We start from the raw sequence: 16,095 nt of genomic DNA on the forward strand, positions 1-16,095 counted from the left end.
GCGGCCCGGCGCTCGGCCCGCAAACTGAGGGGTTCAGGCCGCCAGTCGTAATGCATCCAGCAGCGGCAGCTCCAGCCGGACCGTCGTGCCCTGGCCCGGCTGGCTGTCGAGCTGGATGCTGCCGCCGAGCAGGCCGCTGACGAGGTTGTGCACGACGAACAGGCCCAGGCCGCTGCCGCCCTGGCCGAAGGTGGTCGTGAAGAAGGGCTCGAAGGCACGCTCGACGTCGGCGCGTGGCATGCCGGCACCGTTGTCGCGCACCTCGAGCACGAGGCGGTTCAGAGCTGCCGGCGCGCTGCCGACGCGGATCTGGCCGGCGCTGCCGTGGAAGGCGTGCAGGCAGGCGTTCTCGAGAAGCTGCTCCAGCACCTGGTGCAGCACCTCGGGGTAGCCGTCCAGCGCGAGGTCCTCGGGCAGGTCGCAGACGAACTGCACATGGCGCACGCGCAAGCGCGTCTGCACGCGGGCCCAGGCCTGCAGCACCGCGTCGCGCAGCTGGAAGCGCATGCGCACCGCCCGGCCGCTGTCCTCGGTGAGCTGCTTGAAGCGGTTGATGAGGCGCAGCGCGCGGTCGACGTTCTGCTGCACGAGCTCTGCGGCGCCCGAGGTCTGGCCGAGCAGGTCGGTCAGCTCCTTGCGCTTGAGCGGCGCATTGCCGGCGAGCCTATCGGCCAGCACACGACCCCGGCTGCGCAACACGTCCGCGGCGAGCAGCGCGTTGCCCAGCGGCGTGTTCATCTCGTGCGCGATGCCGGACAGCATCTGGCCCAGCGCCGCGAGCTTGCGGCTGTTGACGAGTTCGTCCTGCGCGGCCAGCAGCTCGGCGGTGCGCTTGTCCACCTGCTCCTCGAGCCACTGTGCGGCGCGCAGGCGCTCCTGTTCGCGACGGTCCTGGTCGATCGCGATGCCGGCCAGGTGGCTGGCGCTGCGCAGCGCGGCCAGCTCCTGCTCGCCGGGCGCGCGGCATTCGCGGTAGTACATCGCGAAACTGCCGATGACGCCCTGGCCGGCCGCGTGGATGGGTTCGGACCAGCAGGCCCGGAAGCCATACGGAGTGACCAGATGCTTGTAGGGTGCCCACAGTGGGTCGGTTTCGATGTCGGTGACGACGACGGTGCGGTCGTCGTGCATGGCCGTACCGCAGCTGCCGGCGGCGGGGCCGACCTCGAAACCGTCCAGGGCCCGCATGTAGTCGCCGGGCATGCGCGGGCCGACGCCGGTGCGCACGTGCCGGCCGCCCAGGTCAAGCAGCAGTACGGAGCAGAACAGGCCGTCGAACTGGGCCTCGATGAGGGCCGTCAGCCGCGCCAGCACCGGCGCGAGGGGCTGGCCCGTGGCCACCATCTGCAGCAGCTCGTTCTCGGCGGCGCTCATCGCCTCGATGAACTTGAGCCGGCTCAGGTCGACGATGCAGACGGCCACCAGGGGCTCGCCGTCGTTCCCCATCCGCGTCAGGTGCAGCTCGTGCGGGCGGGCGACGCCGGCATGCGTCAGGAAGGTCCAGGCCAGGCTGCTCGAGCCGCCGCCCGCCATCTCGTCGAAGAGACGGGCCAGCGTCTGATGCGAGTCGCGGCCATCGGGCTGCAGCGGCGGGCACAGCGACGCGAAGCCGCGCCCGCGCAGCTCGCCGGGTTCGTGGCCGAGCACGCGGTTCAGGCCCGATGCTGCCGCAACGATGGGCAGGCCGGGCACGGCGCGCACGGACAACATCGCGACCTGGGGGCTGTCGTTCATCCCTGACCTCTGCCGGCGCCTCGGCGGGCACCGATGGGCTGACTTTGCACCAGCCGGGTACAAGCAGTCCAGAATCGGCGTTATCACCTTGTCGCTGACTAGATTCCCGCCATGCCCCAGATGCTGCTCATCGTCGAACCCCCAGGCCAGCGCGCCGAGCGCGGCCGTGCCGCCGGCGAGGTGGTCTACCGGCGCATGCAGGACTTCGCCGCCGATCTGCAGTCGGCGGGCCTGCTGCTCGGCACCAACTCCCTCGGCACGGCCGCCAGGCGCATGACCAGGCGCGAGGGCGGCACCCAGGTCTGGGACGGCCCGTTCGCCGAGGCCAAGGAGATGGTGGGCGGCTACTTCCTGCTCGACACCGAGGACCCCGCCGTCGCGCTGACCTGGGCCGAACGCTGCCCGGCAGCCGAATGGGCGACCGTGGAGATCCGCGGCGTGGGGCCCTGTTACGCCTGAAACGCCTCGGTCGCACTGACCGACGTGGGCTAGGTAGTTTCCCGAGGATTGTCGATCCGGGCCGGGCCGGATCGTCGTGGGAATGAAGGCCGCCGAGTTTTGCGCCGCCTCGCCAACCCAGGAGACCCACCATGCGATTCATGATCCAGGTCCGCGCCACCGCCACCAGCGAGCGCGGCGACCCGCCCGGCCCCGAGTTGCAACCCGTCTTCGAGCAGATGGGCAGCTTCCACGAAGAGATGGCGCGTGCCGGCGTGCTGCTGGACGCCGCCGGCCTGCGGCCCAGCCGCGACGGCTGGCGCCAGCACTACCGGCCTGACGGCCGCCGCGAGATCGTCGACGGCCCCTTTGCCGAGACCAAGGAGCTGATCGCCGGCTACACGCTGATCCAGGTGCGCTCCGTGGAGGAGGCCCAGGCCTGGGCCAGCCGCTTTCCCAACCCCTTCCCGGGTCAGGACTGCGTGGTCGAGGTGCGCCGCCTCTACGAGGACGCCGACTTCGCGCCCGGCGGCGACATGGCCTTCCGGGCCTGAGGGGAGCACGGCATGAGCAAGTTTTCGATCGTGCTGATCTGCCTGGCCGCCGCCGTCCTGCTGCTGATGGCCTATGCCTCGACCCGCCCCGGCGAGTTCAGCGTCGAGCGCCGGCTGCGCATCGCCGCGCCCGCCGACAGGCTCTGGCCCCTGGTGGGCGAGCTGCGCGGCTTCAACCGCTGGAACCCCTATGAGCGCAAGGACCCGTTGATCAAGGGCCGCTACGACGGCGCCGCCGCCGGCATCGGCTCGCGCTATGCGTGGGAGAGCGACAAGGTCGGTACCGGCAGCCTGGAGATCACCGGCCAGCAGCCTGGCCGGGCGGTGCAGATGAAGCTGGAATTCGTGAAGCCCTTCGAGGCCCACAACCAGGCCGAGTTCGCGCTGCGGCCCACGGCCGACGGCGCCACCGAGGTGAGCTGGCGCATGCACGGCCCCGCCAATTTCATGCACAAGCTGATGGGCCTGTTCATGGACATGGACAAACTGGTGGGTAGCGACTTCGAGGACGGCCTGCAGAACCTGCGCCAGATCGCGGAAGGCGGCCAGGGATGAAGGACCTGCAATTCGACATCGCCATCGCGGCGCCGGTGGTGCGGGTCTGGGACTGCATGTTCGACCCCATCGCCTACCGCGACTGGACCCGCGCTTTCGCCGAGGGCTCCTACTACGAGGGCCATTGGGCCGCGGGCCGCCGGCTGCGCTTCCTGGACCCGCGCGGCTTCGGCATGGAGGCCGTGGTCGACGAGAGCCGCCTGCACCAGCTGATGGCGCTGCGCCTGGTCGGCGAGATCAGGGAAGGCCGCCCCGTGGCAGACAGCCCGCTGGCCCGCGAGCCCGCGCATGAGCGCTATGTGTTCGCGCCCACGCCCGAGGGCGGCACCCGGCTCGTCGTGCAGCTGCAGAGCTGGGCCGACGGCTTCACCGACTTCCTGCAGGCCAGCTGGCCGCAGGCGCTGCTGCGCCTGAAGGCCCTGGCCGAATCCACGCACTGAAAGCACCGCTATGCAGATCAAGATCAGCACCGTCTTCGTCGACGACCACGAGAAGGCCCTGGCCTTCTACACGGGCAAGCTCGGTTTCAGGAAGATGGCCGACATCGCCATGGGCCCCTACCGCTGGCTGACCGTCGTGTCGCCCGAGGGCGCGCACGGCGTCGAGCTGCAGCTCGAATCCATCGCCGGTTTCGACGCCGCGCGCATCTTCCAGCGCTCGCTCTACGAGAGCGGCCGGCCCTGCACGGCCTTCGTCACCGAGGACGTCGAGGCCGAGGCGCAGACCTTGCGCGAGCGCGGCGTCCTCGTGCGCGGCGCGCCCGTCGACATGGGCCCCATCAAAGCCGTCATGTTCGAGGACGGCTGCGGCAACCTCATCCACCTCGTCCAACCCCTCGTCAAACCCCAGTGAGACCCACCATGCACAAGCAGATCTACGTCAACCTGCCCGTCAAGGACCTGGCCCGGAGCAAGGACTTCTTCGAGGCCGTCGGCTACCGCTTCAACCCGCAGTTCACCAACGACAAGGGCGCCGGCCTGGAGCTGGGCGACAACCTCTACGCGATGCTGCTGAGCGAGGAATTCGCCCGCACCTTCACCCCCAAGACGCTGATCGACAACAAGACCTCGACCGGCGGCTGGGTCTGCCTGAGCTGCGAAAGCCGCGAGGAGGTCGATGCCCTCGTCGCCAAGGCCCGCGCCGCCGGCGGCAGCATCCCGAGCGAGCCGCAGGACTATGGCTTCATGTACGGCCATGGCTTCGAGGACCCGGACGGCCATCATTGGGAGCTGGTCTACATGAGCGGCATGCCACCGCAGGAGTAAGCAACATGCACATCCAACAAAAGCTCACGCCCTTCATCTGGTACGAGAAGGGCGCCGAGGACGCGGTAGCGCATTACCTGAAGGTGTTCGGCAGCGGGCATGTCGTGCACACCCAGCGTTGGGGCGAGAACTCGCCGGGCGAGGCCGGCTCCGTCATGGTGGTGCAGTTCGAACTGCTCGGCCAGCAGATGACGGCCTTCAACGGCGGGCCGCACTTCAAGCTCAACGAGGCCTTCTCGCTGATGGTCGCCTGCGAAAACCAGGCCGAAGTCGATCACCTCTGGGAGCAACTGCAGGCGAAGGGCGGCAAGCCCAAGGCCTGCGGCTGGGTCGAGGATGCCTGGGGCCTTTCCTGGCAGGTCATCCCCGCGGCCTGGTTCGAGATGATCCGCGACCCCGACCCGGCCCGCGTGCAGCGCGTGTTCCAGGCCATCTGGGCGATGGAGAAGATCGACTTGGCGGCCCTGCAAAAGGCCTACGACGGCGCCTGACCCCGTGAGCCATGCGGACATCGCAGCCGGCGTCTGGCGCATCGAGCGCAGCCGCCTTGTCGGCGCGGCAGCCAGGATGCTGCGCGACCTCGACGAGGCCGAGGACTGCGCCCAGGACGCCCTCGTCGCCGCCCTCGAGACCTGGCCGCGCGACGGCCAGCCCGCCAACCCTGCCGCCTGGCTGATGGCCACCACCCGCAACCGCGCCCTCGACCGCCTGCGCCGCCGCACGATGCTGGAGCGCGAGCACCAGGCCCTGGCGGCCGACGACGAGGCCGCCCAGGCCCATGCCGTGCCCGACTTCGTCGACCACCTCGACGCCGCCCGCGAGCAGGCCGAGATCGGCGACGAGCTGCTGCGCCTGATCTTCATCGCCTGCCATCCGGCGCTGCCGCGCGAGGCCCAGGTCGCGCTGACCCTGCGCCTGCTCGGCGGCCTGGAGACGGCCGAGATCGCGCGCGCCTTCCTGCAGCCCGAGGCCACCGTGGCCCAGCGCATCGTGCGCGCCAAGAAGGCCCTCAACGGCCAGGCCTTCGAGCTGCCCGGCCCCGAGGAGCGCGAGCAGCGCCTCGCGGCCGTGCTGGCCGTGGTCTACCTGATCTTCAACGAGGGCCACAGCGCCGGCAGCGGCGCCTGCCTGCTGCGCCCGGCCCTGTGCGACGAGGCCCTGCGCCTGGCGCGCCAGCTTCAGCATCTGCTGCCGCTGGACTCCGAGGTGCATGGCCTGGCCGCGCTGCTGGAGATCCAGGCCTCGCGACTGCCCGCGCGCCTGGACGCCGCCGGCCGGCCCGTGCTGCTGCCCGATCAGGACCGCCGCCGCTGGGACCGGCTGCTGATCCAGCGCGGCCTCGCGGCCCTGGAGCGCGCGCTGGGCCTGGGCGAGCCGGGCCCCTACACGCTGCAGGGTTCAATCGCCGCCTGCCATGCCCGCGCCGCGCGTGCCGAGGACACCGACTGGAGATCGATAGTCGCCGGCTACGACCGCCTGCTGGCCCTCAATCCTTCGCCCGTCATTGCGCTGAACCGCGCCGTCGCCGTCAGCTTCGCCGCCGGCCCGGCCGCGGCCCTGCCGCTGCTGGACGCGCTGGCCGCCGAACCGCAGCTGCAGCGCTACCCCTTCCTGGCCGGCGCCCGGGCCGACGTGCTGGAACGCCTGGGCCGCGTGGGCGAGGCGCGCGAGGCCTATCTGCAGGCGGCCGAACTGACGCAGAACGAGGTGCAGCGCGCCCTGCTGCTGGAGCGGGCAGGGCGCCTTGCGAACTGAAAGGTCGAGAGCCTTTCGGGCACGGCCGAAAGACTCTCAACCTCTGAGCGGTGGCGCCGCTTACACCCTGTGGCGGGATTCGCTCGCGGTCACATCGTGTACGGCCTTTTCAGGCCGGGGAGCGGCCGGCCGGGCGCTGGCGGCGGGGCCAGCGCTCCACCGCGTCCACGACCGCGTCCCAGGCGGCGCGGTCGTAGCTGACCGCCGCGAACAGGTTGTCCTGGGCCGGCACCTGCCGGATGGCGCTGCCGGCCAGGCGCTCCAGCGGCTCGCGCGCGGCTGCGACGCAGCCGGGGAGGTCGGCGAACTCGGCCGCCACACGGTGGAACAGCAGGGCGCGCTGCAACTCGGTGGCCTTCAGCGAGGCCGCGGCCAGCGCTCTCAGGAAGACGCGCGCCTGGCCGTCGCCGAGCAGCTCCACACAAAACTCGCGCCGCCATCCGGTCAGGCTCTGTTCCACCGTCAGGGTCACGGGGGTCTCGATGATCTGCAGGGTCATCGCGCCAGTCTGCTGCAGGCCGCCATGCCGATGTATCTCGATGCATCCGGCGCGGTGCCCCGGTGACCTGGCATCGCCCCATGCTGCGCCCAGCCCTGTCGATGTGTTGCGCCTTGCTGCCGCTGCTGCCGCCCGGGTCGGACGGCGCAGCGCGCCGCCCTGCAAGCATCGTTAGCATGGCGGCCATGCTGCGACCCGCCCCCTGGTTCCGTTACGCCCCGCTGCTGCTGCCGTTGCTGCCGGCCCTGTGTGGCGCAGCCGAGCCGGCAGCGCTGCGCGTGGTGATCGCCACCACCAGCCCGACCGACTACGAGGCCGGCCAGCGGGCAGTCGCCATCATGATGCATCAGGCCGGCCTGAGCTACACGCTGACGCAGGAGCCGCCGGAGCGTGCTGTCGCCAGCCTCAAGGCCGGCCTCTACGACGTCGACATTGCGCGTGTCGACGGCTTCGACAAGGACGTGCCTGGCGCGCTGCGTGTCGACCCGCCGCTCGGGACCGTCGTGGTGCGGGCCTACGGCCGCCGGCCGCTGCCGGCACCTGTGCCGGTGTCGCTCGCCGGGCTGGCACGCTATCGCATCGCCCATGTGCACGGCCAGCGCGCCGTGGAGTACCAGCTGCCCAAGGGCGGGACAGGCTACCCGGTGGCCACGCCTTCTGCCTGCCTGGGCATGGCCGCGGCCGGGCGGGTCGACTACTGTGTGCTCGCCTCGCTGAGCCAGGCGGAGGCGAATCTGCCGCGCGGGCCGCTGCAGGCCCAGGTCATCAACCAGCTGCCGTTCTATATCTGGGTCGGCCCGGGACATGGGGAGCTGGCACGTCGCCTCGGCGAGGCGTTGCGCGGCGCCATCGCCAGTGGTGACATCGACCGCGCGCTGCTCGGCGAGCCGGCGCACTGAACCCGGCTCCGGCGCCAGCGCCGCTCAGGATTTGCCGCCGTTGAAGCGCGTCTCGGGCAGCTGCGGCGCCTGGCGCGCCGGCAGCCTTGTGGTGGGCCAGGGGGCCGCCTGCGTGCTGGCGGGGCCGCGGCCATGCTGCGCCTCGCGGGCCGCCGCCAGGCCCTCACGGTGGGCCAGTTCGACGAAGGCCTGCGTCGCATCGCGCGGCAGCGGCCGGGCGAACAGGAAGCCCTGGCCGAGGCCGCAGCCCAGTTCGGCCAGCACCTGCTGCTGCTCGGCGGTCTCGATGCCTTCGGCCACCGTGTGCAGGCCCAGCGCGTGGGCGAGGTCGTGGATGGCCGAGACGATGGCGCGCGCGGTGCCGCCGGCATGCGGGTGGTCCAGGTCGGCGATGAAGGCGCGGTCGATCTTGATCTGGTCCAGCGGCAGGCGGCGCAGATAGGCCAGCGACGAGAAGCCTGTGCCGAAGTCGTCAAGCGCGATGCGCACGCCCAGCGCACGCAGCCGTGTCAGCAGGTCGATGGCGTGATGGGCTTCCTTCAGCACGGCCGACTCGGTCAGCTCGATCTCCAGGCGCTCCGCGGCCAGGCCGCTGCTCTCCAGCGCACCCAGCACGTGCAGCTCGATGGGGCTGCGCTCGAACTGCAGCGCCGACACATTGACCGCCACGCGCAGCTCGCCGGGCCAGCGCGCGGCGTCGCGGCAGGCCACCTGCAGCGCCCAGGCGCCCATGGCCACGATGAGGCCGCCGTCCTCGGCCAGCGGGATGAAGACGGCGGGCGGCACCATGCCGCGTTTGGGGTGGCGCCAGCGCATCAGCGCCTCGAAACCGACCAGCCGGCCGCTGGCGAGCTCGATCTGCGGCTGGTAGTGCATCTCGAGCTGGCCGGCATCCAGCGCCAGCCGCAGGTCGGCCAGCAGGGCCAGGCGCTCCTGGGCTTCCTGCTGCAGCGCGGGCTCGAACAGCACGAGGCGGTCGCGCCCGGCGGCCTTGGCGGCAGCCAGGGCCAGGTCGGCCGCGCGCAGCAGCGCATCGGGCGTCTGCGCGTGGCGCGGCGCGCTGGCCGCGCCGATGCTGGCCCGCACGTCGATCTCGTGGCCGTCGATGACCACCGGCACCCGCAGCGCCGAGCGCAGCTGCTTGCCCAGGCGCTGGATGGCCTCGACGCTGGGCTCGCCGCGCAGCAGCAGCGCGAATTCGTCGGCCCCCAGGCGCGCGACGAGGTCGCCGCTGCCGCGCCGCGCCGCGAGGCTCTCCTGCAGCCGCTCGCCCACCGCCGCGAGCAGGTGGTCGCCGGCCGCATGGCCGAGGCTGTCGTTGACCTGCTTGAAGCAGTCCAGGTCCAGCAGCAGCACGGTGCAGGGCGAGACCGGCCCGCCGCCGCCGAGGTGCAGGGCCAGGCGGCGCTGGAACTGGTGGCGGTTGGCCAGGCGGGTGACGGGGTCCTGGTTGGCCAGGCGCAGCAGCTCGCGTTCGCGCTCGCGTGCCTCGCTGACGTCGCTGCCGACGCCGCGCCAGCCGCCGTCGCCGCCCAGCCGCCGCCCGCTCAGCGACCACCAGACATCCTTGCCGGCAACCTGTAGGCGCAGGTCATGGTCGCGCAGCGGCTCGTCCGACGCCAGCGCTGTACCGAGCTGGTCCAGGCGCTGCCGGGCCTCGGCGTCGTCGGCAGGCAGGTGCCTTGCCAGCAGGGCCAGCAAAGGCTGCGAAACCAGCGCCCCGACCGGCTGGCCCAGGCGCTCGGCCAGGCGCTGCGACACATGGCGCAGCCGGCCGCCGGCGTCGATCTCCCAGAGCCAGTCGCTGGCGTGTTGCTCGAAGTCGCGCAGCAGCAGCGACACGGTCAGCCGGTCGCGTGCGGCCTCGTGCTGGGCCTGGCGGCCGAGCAGGAAAAGCCGCGCGTTCAGCAGCGCCGCCATGCACAGCACCAGGGCATACAGCGGCAGCAGCGGCAGCAGGCCGTCCATCCAGGCCAGCGGCAGGCCGGCGATGCCCGCGGCCAGCGTGCCGCAGGCGCCCAGCACCCAGGCGACGGCCACCACCGGCAGCAGCGCGAACATCCAGGCCGCCGCGGCGATGGCGCCGGCCAGGCCGGCTACCAGCGGCGCATGCAGGCCGGGCTGCACCAGCTGGGCGGCCTGCAGCACGAGCAGCGCGTCCAGCACGCCGCCGACGAACAGGTCCAGCGCCAGCAGCAGGCCGGCGCCCAGGCCGCGTGGCGACGCATCGGGCGCGCGGCGGTGGCGCTCCCACCACCACAGCGCGAAGTTGAAGCCGTTGAGCAGGGCCAGCCCGAACAGCAGCGGGCCGAGTCGGACCGCGTCGGCCTGGCGGCCGAGTGCGGCCAGCAGCAGGCCCACGGTGACGACCGTGGCCAGCACGGAGGCGGGCAGCTGGTCGACGACGGCGCGCCATTGGTCCTGGCGCAGCCGGGCCCGCTGCGGCGGGTCGTCGCCCGGTACCCGCCAGGCGGTCGCCAGCAGCGCCCTCAGGCCCGCCGGAGGGGCGCGGCCCGGCACCTCGGGCACGGCGGTGGAGGGCGTGGGCGCGGCCATGTCCGCCCCATCCTAGGCGGGGCGCGGCCCGGGCGGGTGTGAAGCAATCCCGCGCGGCGGCTTTACTTGCGCCGCGCTGCCGGCTCAGCGGTCGGGCGCGGACTCGCGCAGCATGCGCTGCATCAGCGTGAAGAAGCGGTCGTAGAACTCGCCGGCCGGGATGGTCTCGGACGCGACCTTGATGAGGGAGTCCTGCGTGGACGACAGCGGCACCGAGATCGAGCCCAGCGCGCTGACGCCGAGGCTCGCGGCCTGCGGGTTGCGCTTGAGGGCGTAGCGGTCCTGCTGGGCGCTGACATAGGCCGTGGCGACCTGCTGCTTGGGGCCGTCGCTGACGCAGACGACGTGGAAGCTGATCTCCACATGCACCTCGCCCTCGGGCTGGAAGCTCTTGGCGCCCTGCACCAGGCCGCCGTCGGCCTTGCTGATGACATAGCCCTGGCTCAGCAGCGCGCGCCGCGCGGCCTCGCAGGTGTCGCCCAGGCTGGCGTCGAACAGGCGCGAGAAGGTCTCGTCGGCGGTGAAGCTCTCGCCCAGGTAGACGGCCTTCCTGGGCTTTTCCAGCGAGGGCAGGGCGCTGCAGCCGGCCAGCAGGGCGCCGAGCAGGACCATCAGGACTGGGGTGCGGATGCGAAGCATGGCGGCATTATTCCGTCGTCGGGTTGCGCTTTGTTGCTGGCACCCGGCGGGCGCCGCAACATCCGGCAACGCGGCAGCCGTCCCGCTCGATGACAGGGCTTGTCAGAGGGCGGCCACACAGGCCGCCAGCCAGCCGCTGGCCGTGGCCGGCCGCCACACGAGGTGGACCTGTTCGACGCACTCGTAGGGGCAGTCGGGCACGGTCAGGCGCACCAGGCCCGGCGACTCCGCCAGCGCGAAGTCGGGCAGATAGGCCAGGGCCTGGCCGCTGCGCACCAGGCTGAAGAACAGCTGCAGGTCGTCCAGCCAGAAGCGGATGCGTCTGGGCAGGCGGTCGTCGCGCCAGCCATCGGCACGGGCCCCGCGCTCCAGGCCGCAGAACATCGAATGCTGCGGGCAGGCGAAGTCGTGCCGCAGCACCTCGGCGGTCGGCACCTCGCCGCGGCCGGCCAGCGGGTGGTCCGGGCCGGCGGCCAGCTGCATGCGAATCTCGCCCAGGCGTTTCGCCGCCAGCCCGGCCGGCAGCGCGGCACCCAGGGCCACGCCGGTCACCAGGGCCAGGTCGCCCTCGCCGCGGGCCAGGGCGGCCAGCGCAGCGTCCTCGAAATGCGTGACGAAGGCCAGGCTGGCCTGCGGCCGGCTGGCCGACAGGCGCGCCGCGAGGGTCGCTCCGAAACCCCACTGCAGCACGGCTGGCGCCAGCAGGCGGCAATGTGAGCGCAGGCTCACACCACGGAATTCGGCCTCGGTCTGGTCGGCCAGCGCGACCAGGGCCAGTGCCCGTTCGCGCAGCCGCTCGCCGGCCGCATTGAGCCGGATGGCCTTGCCGACGCGGTCGAAGACGGGCGTGGCCAGCGAGGCTTCCAGCCGCTTGACGGCCTTGGACAGGGCCGACGGCGTCTGGTGCAGCTCGTCCGCCGCCGCGCGCAGGTTGGCGTGGCGGGCGATGACGAGGAAGCTGCGCAGGTCGGCGATGTCCATGTTCATTCGTGTCTTATTGGGCATCGATTGTGGACTTTGTTTTGCTTCACAGGAAATGTGCAACTGCCCAGAATCGGCCGCATGGATGCACAGCTGAACAACCGCCAGTGGCTCTACCGCCGCCACCCTGAGGGCCTGGTTGGGCCCGAGCACTACGAACTCGTCACCATGCCGCTGGCCACCGCGCTGTCGGCCGGCGAGGTGCTGGTCGAGGCGCGGTACTGGTCGGTGGACCCGTATATGCGCATCAACCAGTCGCTCAAGCCGACCTACAACGAGCTGCCGCATGCGCTGGACACGGTGCAGACGGCCGGCGTCGTCGGCCGCGTGCTGGCGTCGTCGGTGCCCGGCCTGACCGAGGGCGACTGGGTCGAGGGCATGCTGGGCTGGCAGACGCATGCGCGCGTCCACCACTCGGTGCTGCGCAGGCTCGACCCGGCGCTCGCGCCACCGTCCACGGCCATCGGCGTGCTGGGCATGCCGGGGCGCACGGCCTGGTTCGGGCTGATGGAGTCGGGGGCCCCAAAGGCGGGCGAGGTCGTCGTCGTATCCGGCGCGGCCGGGGCCGTGGGCTCGCTGGTCGCGCAGTTCGCGCTGAAGAACGGCTGCCGCGTGCTCGGCATTGCCGGCGGCGCCGCCAAGTGCGAGTGGCTGCGCAGCCGGCTCGGCCTGACCTGGGCGGTGGACTACAAGGCCCATGCCGACACGGCTTCGCTGGCCGAAGAGATCAAGGCCCTGACCGGCGGCGTGGACGTCTATTTCGACAACGTCGGCGGCTGGATCACCGATGCCGTCATCCCGCTGATCAACCGCCGCGCCCGCATCGTCATCTGCGGCGCCATCAGCCAGTATTCCGGTGGCCTGGACACGCCCGAACTCGGCCCGCGCTTCCTGCACCACATGCTCTACCAGCGTGCCACCATCCAGGGCATGCTGGCGCGCGACTACCTGCATCGCATGGACGAGATGCTGCGCGTCGTCGGGCCGATGTTGCAGCGCGGCGAGATCGTCTTCGAGGAGACGGTCGTGAAGGGCTTCGAGAACCTGCCGGCCACGCTGCAGAGCCTGTTCACGAGCGACCACCGCGGCAAGCTCATCGTGGCGGCCGAATGAGGCGCCGCAGCTTCGCACTCGCCGCGCTGCTGCCGGCTCTCGGTCGCGCGGAGGAAACCGCGATGGGCAGCCACGGCATGGCCGTCTTCGGCGGCCGCGAGGGCCTGTATGCCTCGCATCTGCCGATGTTCCATGCGCCGCACGACAGCCAGCTCGTGTTCCGCTTCCACATCGCCGACGCGGCGGCCGACCGGGCGCTGCGCGACACGCTGGCGCGCGAGCCCAGGCTCTGGACCTTCGACCCCGAAGCCTTCGACCTGCTGCGCCTTGCGCCCGGCCACGTGAAGCCGCTGCGCGAGTTCAAGGCGCGCTTCTTCGAAGGCCACTTCGAGCGTGGCGGCAAGCCGCAGGCGGGCGAGCAGCAAGTCGTCGTCGACGAGGTGCTGCTGTTCCGCCGCCTTCGGGCGGCTCCGCGCGAGGCTGCAACGGGGAGCTACCGGCTGATCGGCAAGGGCGACGAGTGGTTCGCTTTCAAGCGCATCGACCGCCGGCCGGACTTCGACCACATCCTGCGGCTGGACTCGCCTCAGGTCCGCGGCGAGGTCGCCGTCGCCATTCAGGGCCTGTCCAGGCCCAGCGGTGCCGTGCAAACAGCCTTCAAGGCCAGGGGCTTGACCGAGATCTACTTCGAGACCGAAGACCTGCGCTGAGAATCGCCTTCACACACGGAGGCTTCATGGACCAACCCAGCGTCACCCTGACCCAGCGCCAGGGCTACCAGTTCGAACACCGCTATGCGCCGGAGCTGCCGGTGCTGCTGTCCGACGAGCCGCCGCCGGCCGGCACCGGCCTCGGGCCCGACCCCGTCCAGCTGCTGGCCTCGGCGGTGGGCAACTGCCTGAGCGCGTCCATCTGGTTCGCCTGCCAGAAGTACAAGGACGACCCCTCGCCGCTGCGCACCGAGGTGCTGGCCACGGTGGGCCGCAACGAGCGCAACCGCAACCGCGTGCAAGGGCTGGCCGTGGACATCCACCTCGGCAAGCCGGCCGCCGAGCTGGCCCATATCCAGCGCGTGCTCGATACCTTCGAGGACTTCTGCACCGTCACGCGGAGCATCGCGCCGGCCGTTCCGGTGACGCTGCGGGTGCTGGACAGCACGGGCGCCGTGCTGAAGCCGGTCGACGACGCCTGATTCCCTGCGGGCCGAGCGCCGGGCCCGCCATGGGCCAGAGGCCCAAGGCCTTGCGTAGGCACAAGCAGTCCGCAGGGGCTGCTTGTGTCCGACTCCAGTTCCCAAGCCGGCCCGCTCCGGCGATGTGCGAGCGGCTCAACGCCGGGACCATCGCCGTCCCCTTGGGGGACCGCCTAGACGCGACCGCGTTCAGCAGGTCGCGACTGGGCGAGGGGCATCACCTCACGCCGGCATCTCCAGCCCCAGCTCCTTCAGGATGGACTCGCGCAGCGCGTCCATCTCGGGGCTGATCAGGCGCCGCGGGTGCGGCATGTCCAGCTCGAAGCGGGCCTGGATGCGCGTGGGCCGTGGCGACAGCACGAGGATGCGGTCGGCCATGTAGAGGGCCTCGTCGACGTCGTGGGTGATGAGCAGCACGGTGTGCTTCTCCTCCGCGAGGATGCGCAGCAGTTCGTTGCGCATGCGCAGGTTCATCAGCGCGTCCAGCGCCGAGAAGGGCTCGTCGAGGTAGAGGATCTCGGGCTTGACGATGAAGGCCCGCGCCAGCTCCACGCGCTTGAGCATGCCGCCCGAGAGCTCGTGCGGGTAGGCGTTCTCGAAGCCCTTGAGCCCGACCATGGCCGCGTAGTGGTCGGCCAGCGCCACCTTGTCGCCGCCATGCTGCTCGCCGAGGCCGAACATCAGGTTCTGCTGCACGGTGAGCCAGGGGAAGACCGAACCGTGCTGCGAGATGACGATGCCCTGCGGGCTGGGTCCGGGGTGGGGCTTGCCGTCGATGAGCAGGCGGCCGGCATCGGGCTGATCGAAGCCGGCGAGGATGTTCATCAGCGTGGACTTGCCGCAGCCCGAGGGGCCGACGATGGCGACGAACTCGCCTTCGGCGACCTCGAAGTCGACGCCGGCGATGACGGGCAGCAGGCCGCCCTTGGCGGCCTTGAAGCTCTTGCTCAGGCCGCTGACGGCGATCTTGGGGGGCTTGTTATCGGACATAGCGCCAACGCACGGTCTTGAGTTTTTCGAGGAGGCGGGTGATGCCGTCCAGCAGCAGGCCGATGACGCCGATGAGGATCATGCTGGCGATGACGAGGTCGTAGCGGTTGCCGGCGTTGCGCGAGTCCATGATGAGATAGCCCAGGCCCGAGCGCAGCGCGATCATCTCGGCCGCCACCACCACCAGCCAGGCCACGCCGATGCCGATGCGCATGCCGATGATGATCTCCGGCAGCACGGCCGGGATGACGACGCGGCGGAACATCACGCTGCGCGACACGCCGAAGTTGGCTGCCGCGCGCAGGTAGCGCCGGTCGATGGTGTGCACGCCCGAGGTCGTCTGCACGATGAGCGGGAAGACCGAGGAGATGAAGATCAGGAAGATGGGCGACAGATCGCCGACGCCGAACCACAGGATGGCGAGCGGGATCCAGGCGATGGGCGAGATCGGCCGCAGCATCTGGAAGATGGGATTGAAGGTGCGGTAGGCCGCATCCACCCAGCCCATCCACAGGCCCAGCGGGATGCCGACGAGCATGGCCAGGCCGAAGCCTATGCCCACCCGCGTCAGCGAGGCGGTGATGTGCTCCCACAGGGTGCCGTCCTGGGCCAGCTCCAGCGTGCCGGTGACGACGGCCCAGGGCGTCGGGAATATGGGGCTGTCGGTGTAGACGACGATGCCCCACCAGGCCGCGATGAGGATGGCGATGACGGCCAGTGGCGGCCATATCTTGCCCAGGCGTGAATTCAACCTAGATCCGGCAGTTGAGCGCTCGCTACTCATCGAAAGGCTCCGTGCATCGAGGCCTTCGCGCCAAGGCGGCGATCACCACTTCGATGAGCAGCGCTGCGCGCCCGCTGGACTGGCGCTTCGGCCCGCTGGCTGCGTTGCTTCTCCTCGTGGGCAGGCGCCCACTTCGTCGGCGCGCCTTGCCAGCCGGCCGCCTCCCCAGCCCCTTGGGCGCACTCAACTGCCGAATCTAGG

At 71.1% G+C, this 16,095-nt stretch carries 19 protein-coding genes; 12 read left to right on the plus strand and 7 right to left on the minus strand.

The window, feature by feature from the left end; genetic code table 11:
* Positions 1–33: 33 nt before the first annotated feature.
* Complete coding sequence (locus EV671_RS07950; protein WP_132570771.1) at positions 34–1,734, minus strand: GAF domain-containing sensor histidine kinase; 1,701 nt, start codon at positions 1,732–1,734, stop codon at positions 34–36.
* Positions 1,735–1,845: 111 nt separating this feature from the next.
* Here EV671_RS07950 and EV671_RS07955 point away from each other — a divergent pair, with 111 nt between their 5' ends.
* From EV671_RS07955 to EV671_RS07990, 8 genes are all read left to right on the plus strand, one after another.
* Entirely contained in the window at positions 1,846–2,193 is a 348-nt protein-coding gene (locus EV671_RS07955) for a YciI family protein (protein ID WP_132570772.1), read from the plus strand.
* A 131-nt stretch (positions 2,194–2,324) separates the two neighbouring features.
* Positions 2,325–2,726, plus strand: a complete 402-nt coding sequence (locus EV671_RS07960; RefSeq protein WP_132570773.1) for a YciI family protein — start codon at positions 2,325–2,327, stop codon at positions 2,724–2,726.
* A 12-nt stretch (positions 2,727–2,738) separates the two neighbouring features.
* Positions 2,739–3,281 (plus strand): SRPBCC family protein, encoded by a 543-nt coding sequence (locus EV671_RS07965; RefSeq protein ID WP_132570774.1) that lies wholly within the window; start codon positions 2,739–2,741, stop codon positions 3,279–3,281.
* Complete coding sequence (locus EV671_RS07970) at positions 3,278–3,721, plus strand: SRPBCC domain-containing protein (RefSeq protein WP_132570775.1); 444 nt, start codon at positions 3,278–3,280, stop codon at positions 3,719–3,721. Before EV671_RS07965 ends, EV671_RS07970 begins: the two co-directional genes overlap by 4 nt.
* Before the next feature lie 10 nt (positions 3,722–3,731).
* Positions 3,732–4,133, plus strand: a complete 402-nt coding sequence (locus EV671_RS07975) for a VOC family protein (protein WP_132570776.1) — start codon at positions 3,732–3,734, stop codon at positions 4,131–4,133.
* A gap of 8 nt (positions 4,134–4,141) precedes the next feature.
* Positions 4,142–4,546: a VOC family protein gene (locus EV671_RS07980; protein ID WP_132570777.1), complete on the plus strand. Its 405-nt coding sequence runs from the start codon at positions 4,142–4,144 to the stop codon at positions 4,544–4,546.
* Positions 4,547–4,551: 5 nt separating this feature from the next.
* Positions 4,552–5,037 carry a VOC family protein gene (locus tag EV671_RS07985; protein WP_132570778.1) on the plus strand — a complete coding sequence of 162 codons (486 nt, stop codon included), beginning with the start codon at positions 4,552–4,554 and terminating at the stop codon, positions 5,035–5,037.
* Between the two features lie 4 nt (positions 5,038–5,041).
* Entirely contained in the window at positions 5,042–6,301 is a 1,260-nt protein-coding gene (locus EV671_RS07990; protein ID WP_243655640.1) for an RNA polymerase sigma factor, read from the plus strand.
* A gap of 109 nt (positions 6,302–6,410) precedes the next feature.
* Here the strand turns inward: EV671_RS07990 and EV671_RS07995 are convergent, their stop codons facing one another.
* Entirely contained in the window at positions 6,411–6,800 is a 390-nt protein-coding gene (locus EV671_RS07995) for a hypothetical protein (protein WP_132570779.1), read from the minus strand.
* 185 nt (positions 6,801–6,985) lie between these two features.
* On the opposite strand from EV671_RS07995, the gene EV671_RS08000 reads away from it, so the two are divergent.
* On the plus strand, positions 6,986–7,699 hold the full coding sequence (locus tag EV671_RS08000) for a type 2 periplasmic-binding domain-containing protein (protein ID WP_132570780.1): 714 nt from the start codon (positions 6,986–6,988) through the stop codon (positions 7,697–7,699).
* A 24-nt stretch (positions 7,700–7,723) separates the two neighbouring features.
* On the opposite strand, the gene EV671_RS08005 is transcribed toward EV671_RS08000, so the two are convergent.
* The 3 genes from EV671_RS08005 to EV671_RS08015 all read right to left on the minus strand — a co-directional run bounded on the left by EV671_RS08005 (position 7,724) and on the right by EV671_RS08015 (position 11,881).
* Entirely contained in the window at positions 7,724–10,255 is a 2,532-nt protein-coding gene (locus EV671_RS08005) for a putative bifunctional diguanylate cyclase/phosphodiesterase (protein ID WP_132570781.1), read from the minus strand.
* Between the two features lie 84 nt (positions 10,256–10,339).
* A complete protein-coding gene (locus EV671_RS08010) occupies positions 10,340–10,894 on the minus strand; it encodes a DUF2242 domain-containing protein (RefSeq protein WP_132570782.1) in 555 nt (184 codons plus the stop codon).
* A gap of 102 nt (positions 10,895–10,996) precedes the next feature.
* Positions 10,997–11,881 (minus strand): LysR family transcriptional regulator, encoded by an 885-nt coding sequence (locus tag EV671_RS08015; RefSeq protein ID WP_165917502.1) that lies wholly within the window; start codon positions 11,879–11,881, stop codon positions 10,997–10,999.
* A gap of 75 nt (positions 11,882–11,956) precedes the next feature.
* On the opposite strand from EV671_RS08015, the gene EV671_RS08020 reads away from it, so the two are divergent.
* The 3 genes from EV671_RS08020 to EV671_RS08030 are packed head-to-tail and all read left to right on the plus strand — an operon-like array spanning position 11,957 to position 14,120.
* Positions 11,957–12,988 carry an NADP-dependent oxidoreductase gene (locus EV671_RS08020; RefSeq protein WP_132570784.1) on the plus strand — a complete coding sequence of 344 codons (1,032 nt, stop codon included), beginning with the start codon at positions 11,957–11,959 and terminating at the stop codon, positions 12,986–12,988.
* A complete protein-coding gene (locus EV671_RS08025) occupies positions 12,985–13,638 on the plus strand; it encodes a hypothetical protein (RefSeq protein ID WP_132570785.1) in 654 nt (217 codons plus the stop codon). The genes EV671_RS08020 and EV671_RS08025 overlap by 4 nt, the downstream gene beginning before the upstream one ends.
* 26 nt (positions 13,639–13,664) lie before the next feature.
* Complete coding sequence (locus tag EV671_RS08030; protein WP_132570786.1) at positions 13,665–14,120, plus strand: OsmC family protein; 456 nt, start codon at positions 13,665–13,667, stop codon at positions 14,118–14,120.
* 222 nt (positions 14,121–14,342) lie between these two features.
* Here the strand turns inward: EV671_RS08030 and EV671_RS08035 are convergent, their stop codons facing one another.
* Positions 14,343–15,110 carry an ABC transporter ATP-binding protein gene (locus tag EV671_RS08035; RefSeq protein WP_132570787.1) on the minus strand — a complete coding sequence of 256 codons (768 nt, stop codon included), beginning with the start codon at positions 15,108–15,110 and terminating at the stop codon, positions 14,343–14,345.
* Positions 15,100–15,861, minus strand: a complete 762-nt coding sequence (locus EV671_RS08040) for an ABC transporter permease (protein ID WP_243655641.1) — start codon at positions 15,859–15,861, stop codon at positions 15,100–15,102. The genes EV671_RS08035 and EV671_RS08040 overlap by 11 nt, the downstream gene beginning before the upstream one ends.
* Positions 15,862–16,095: the final 234 nt, after the last annotated feature.

Source organism: Roseateles saccharophilus, assembly GCF_004342485.1.
Lineage (GTDB): Bacteria > Pseudomonadota > Gammaproteobacteria > Burkholderiales > Burkholderiaceae_C > Pelomonas > Pelomonas saccharophila.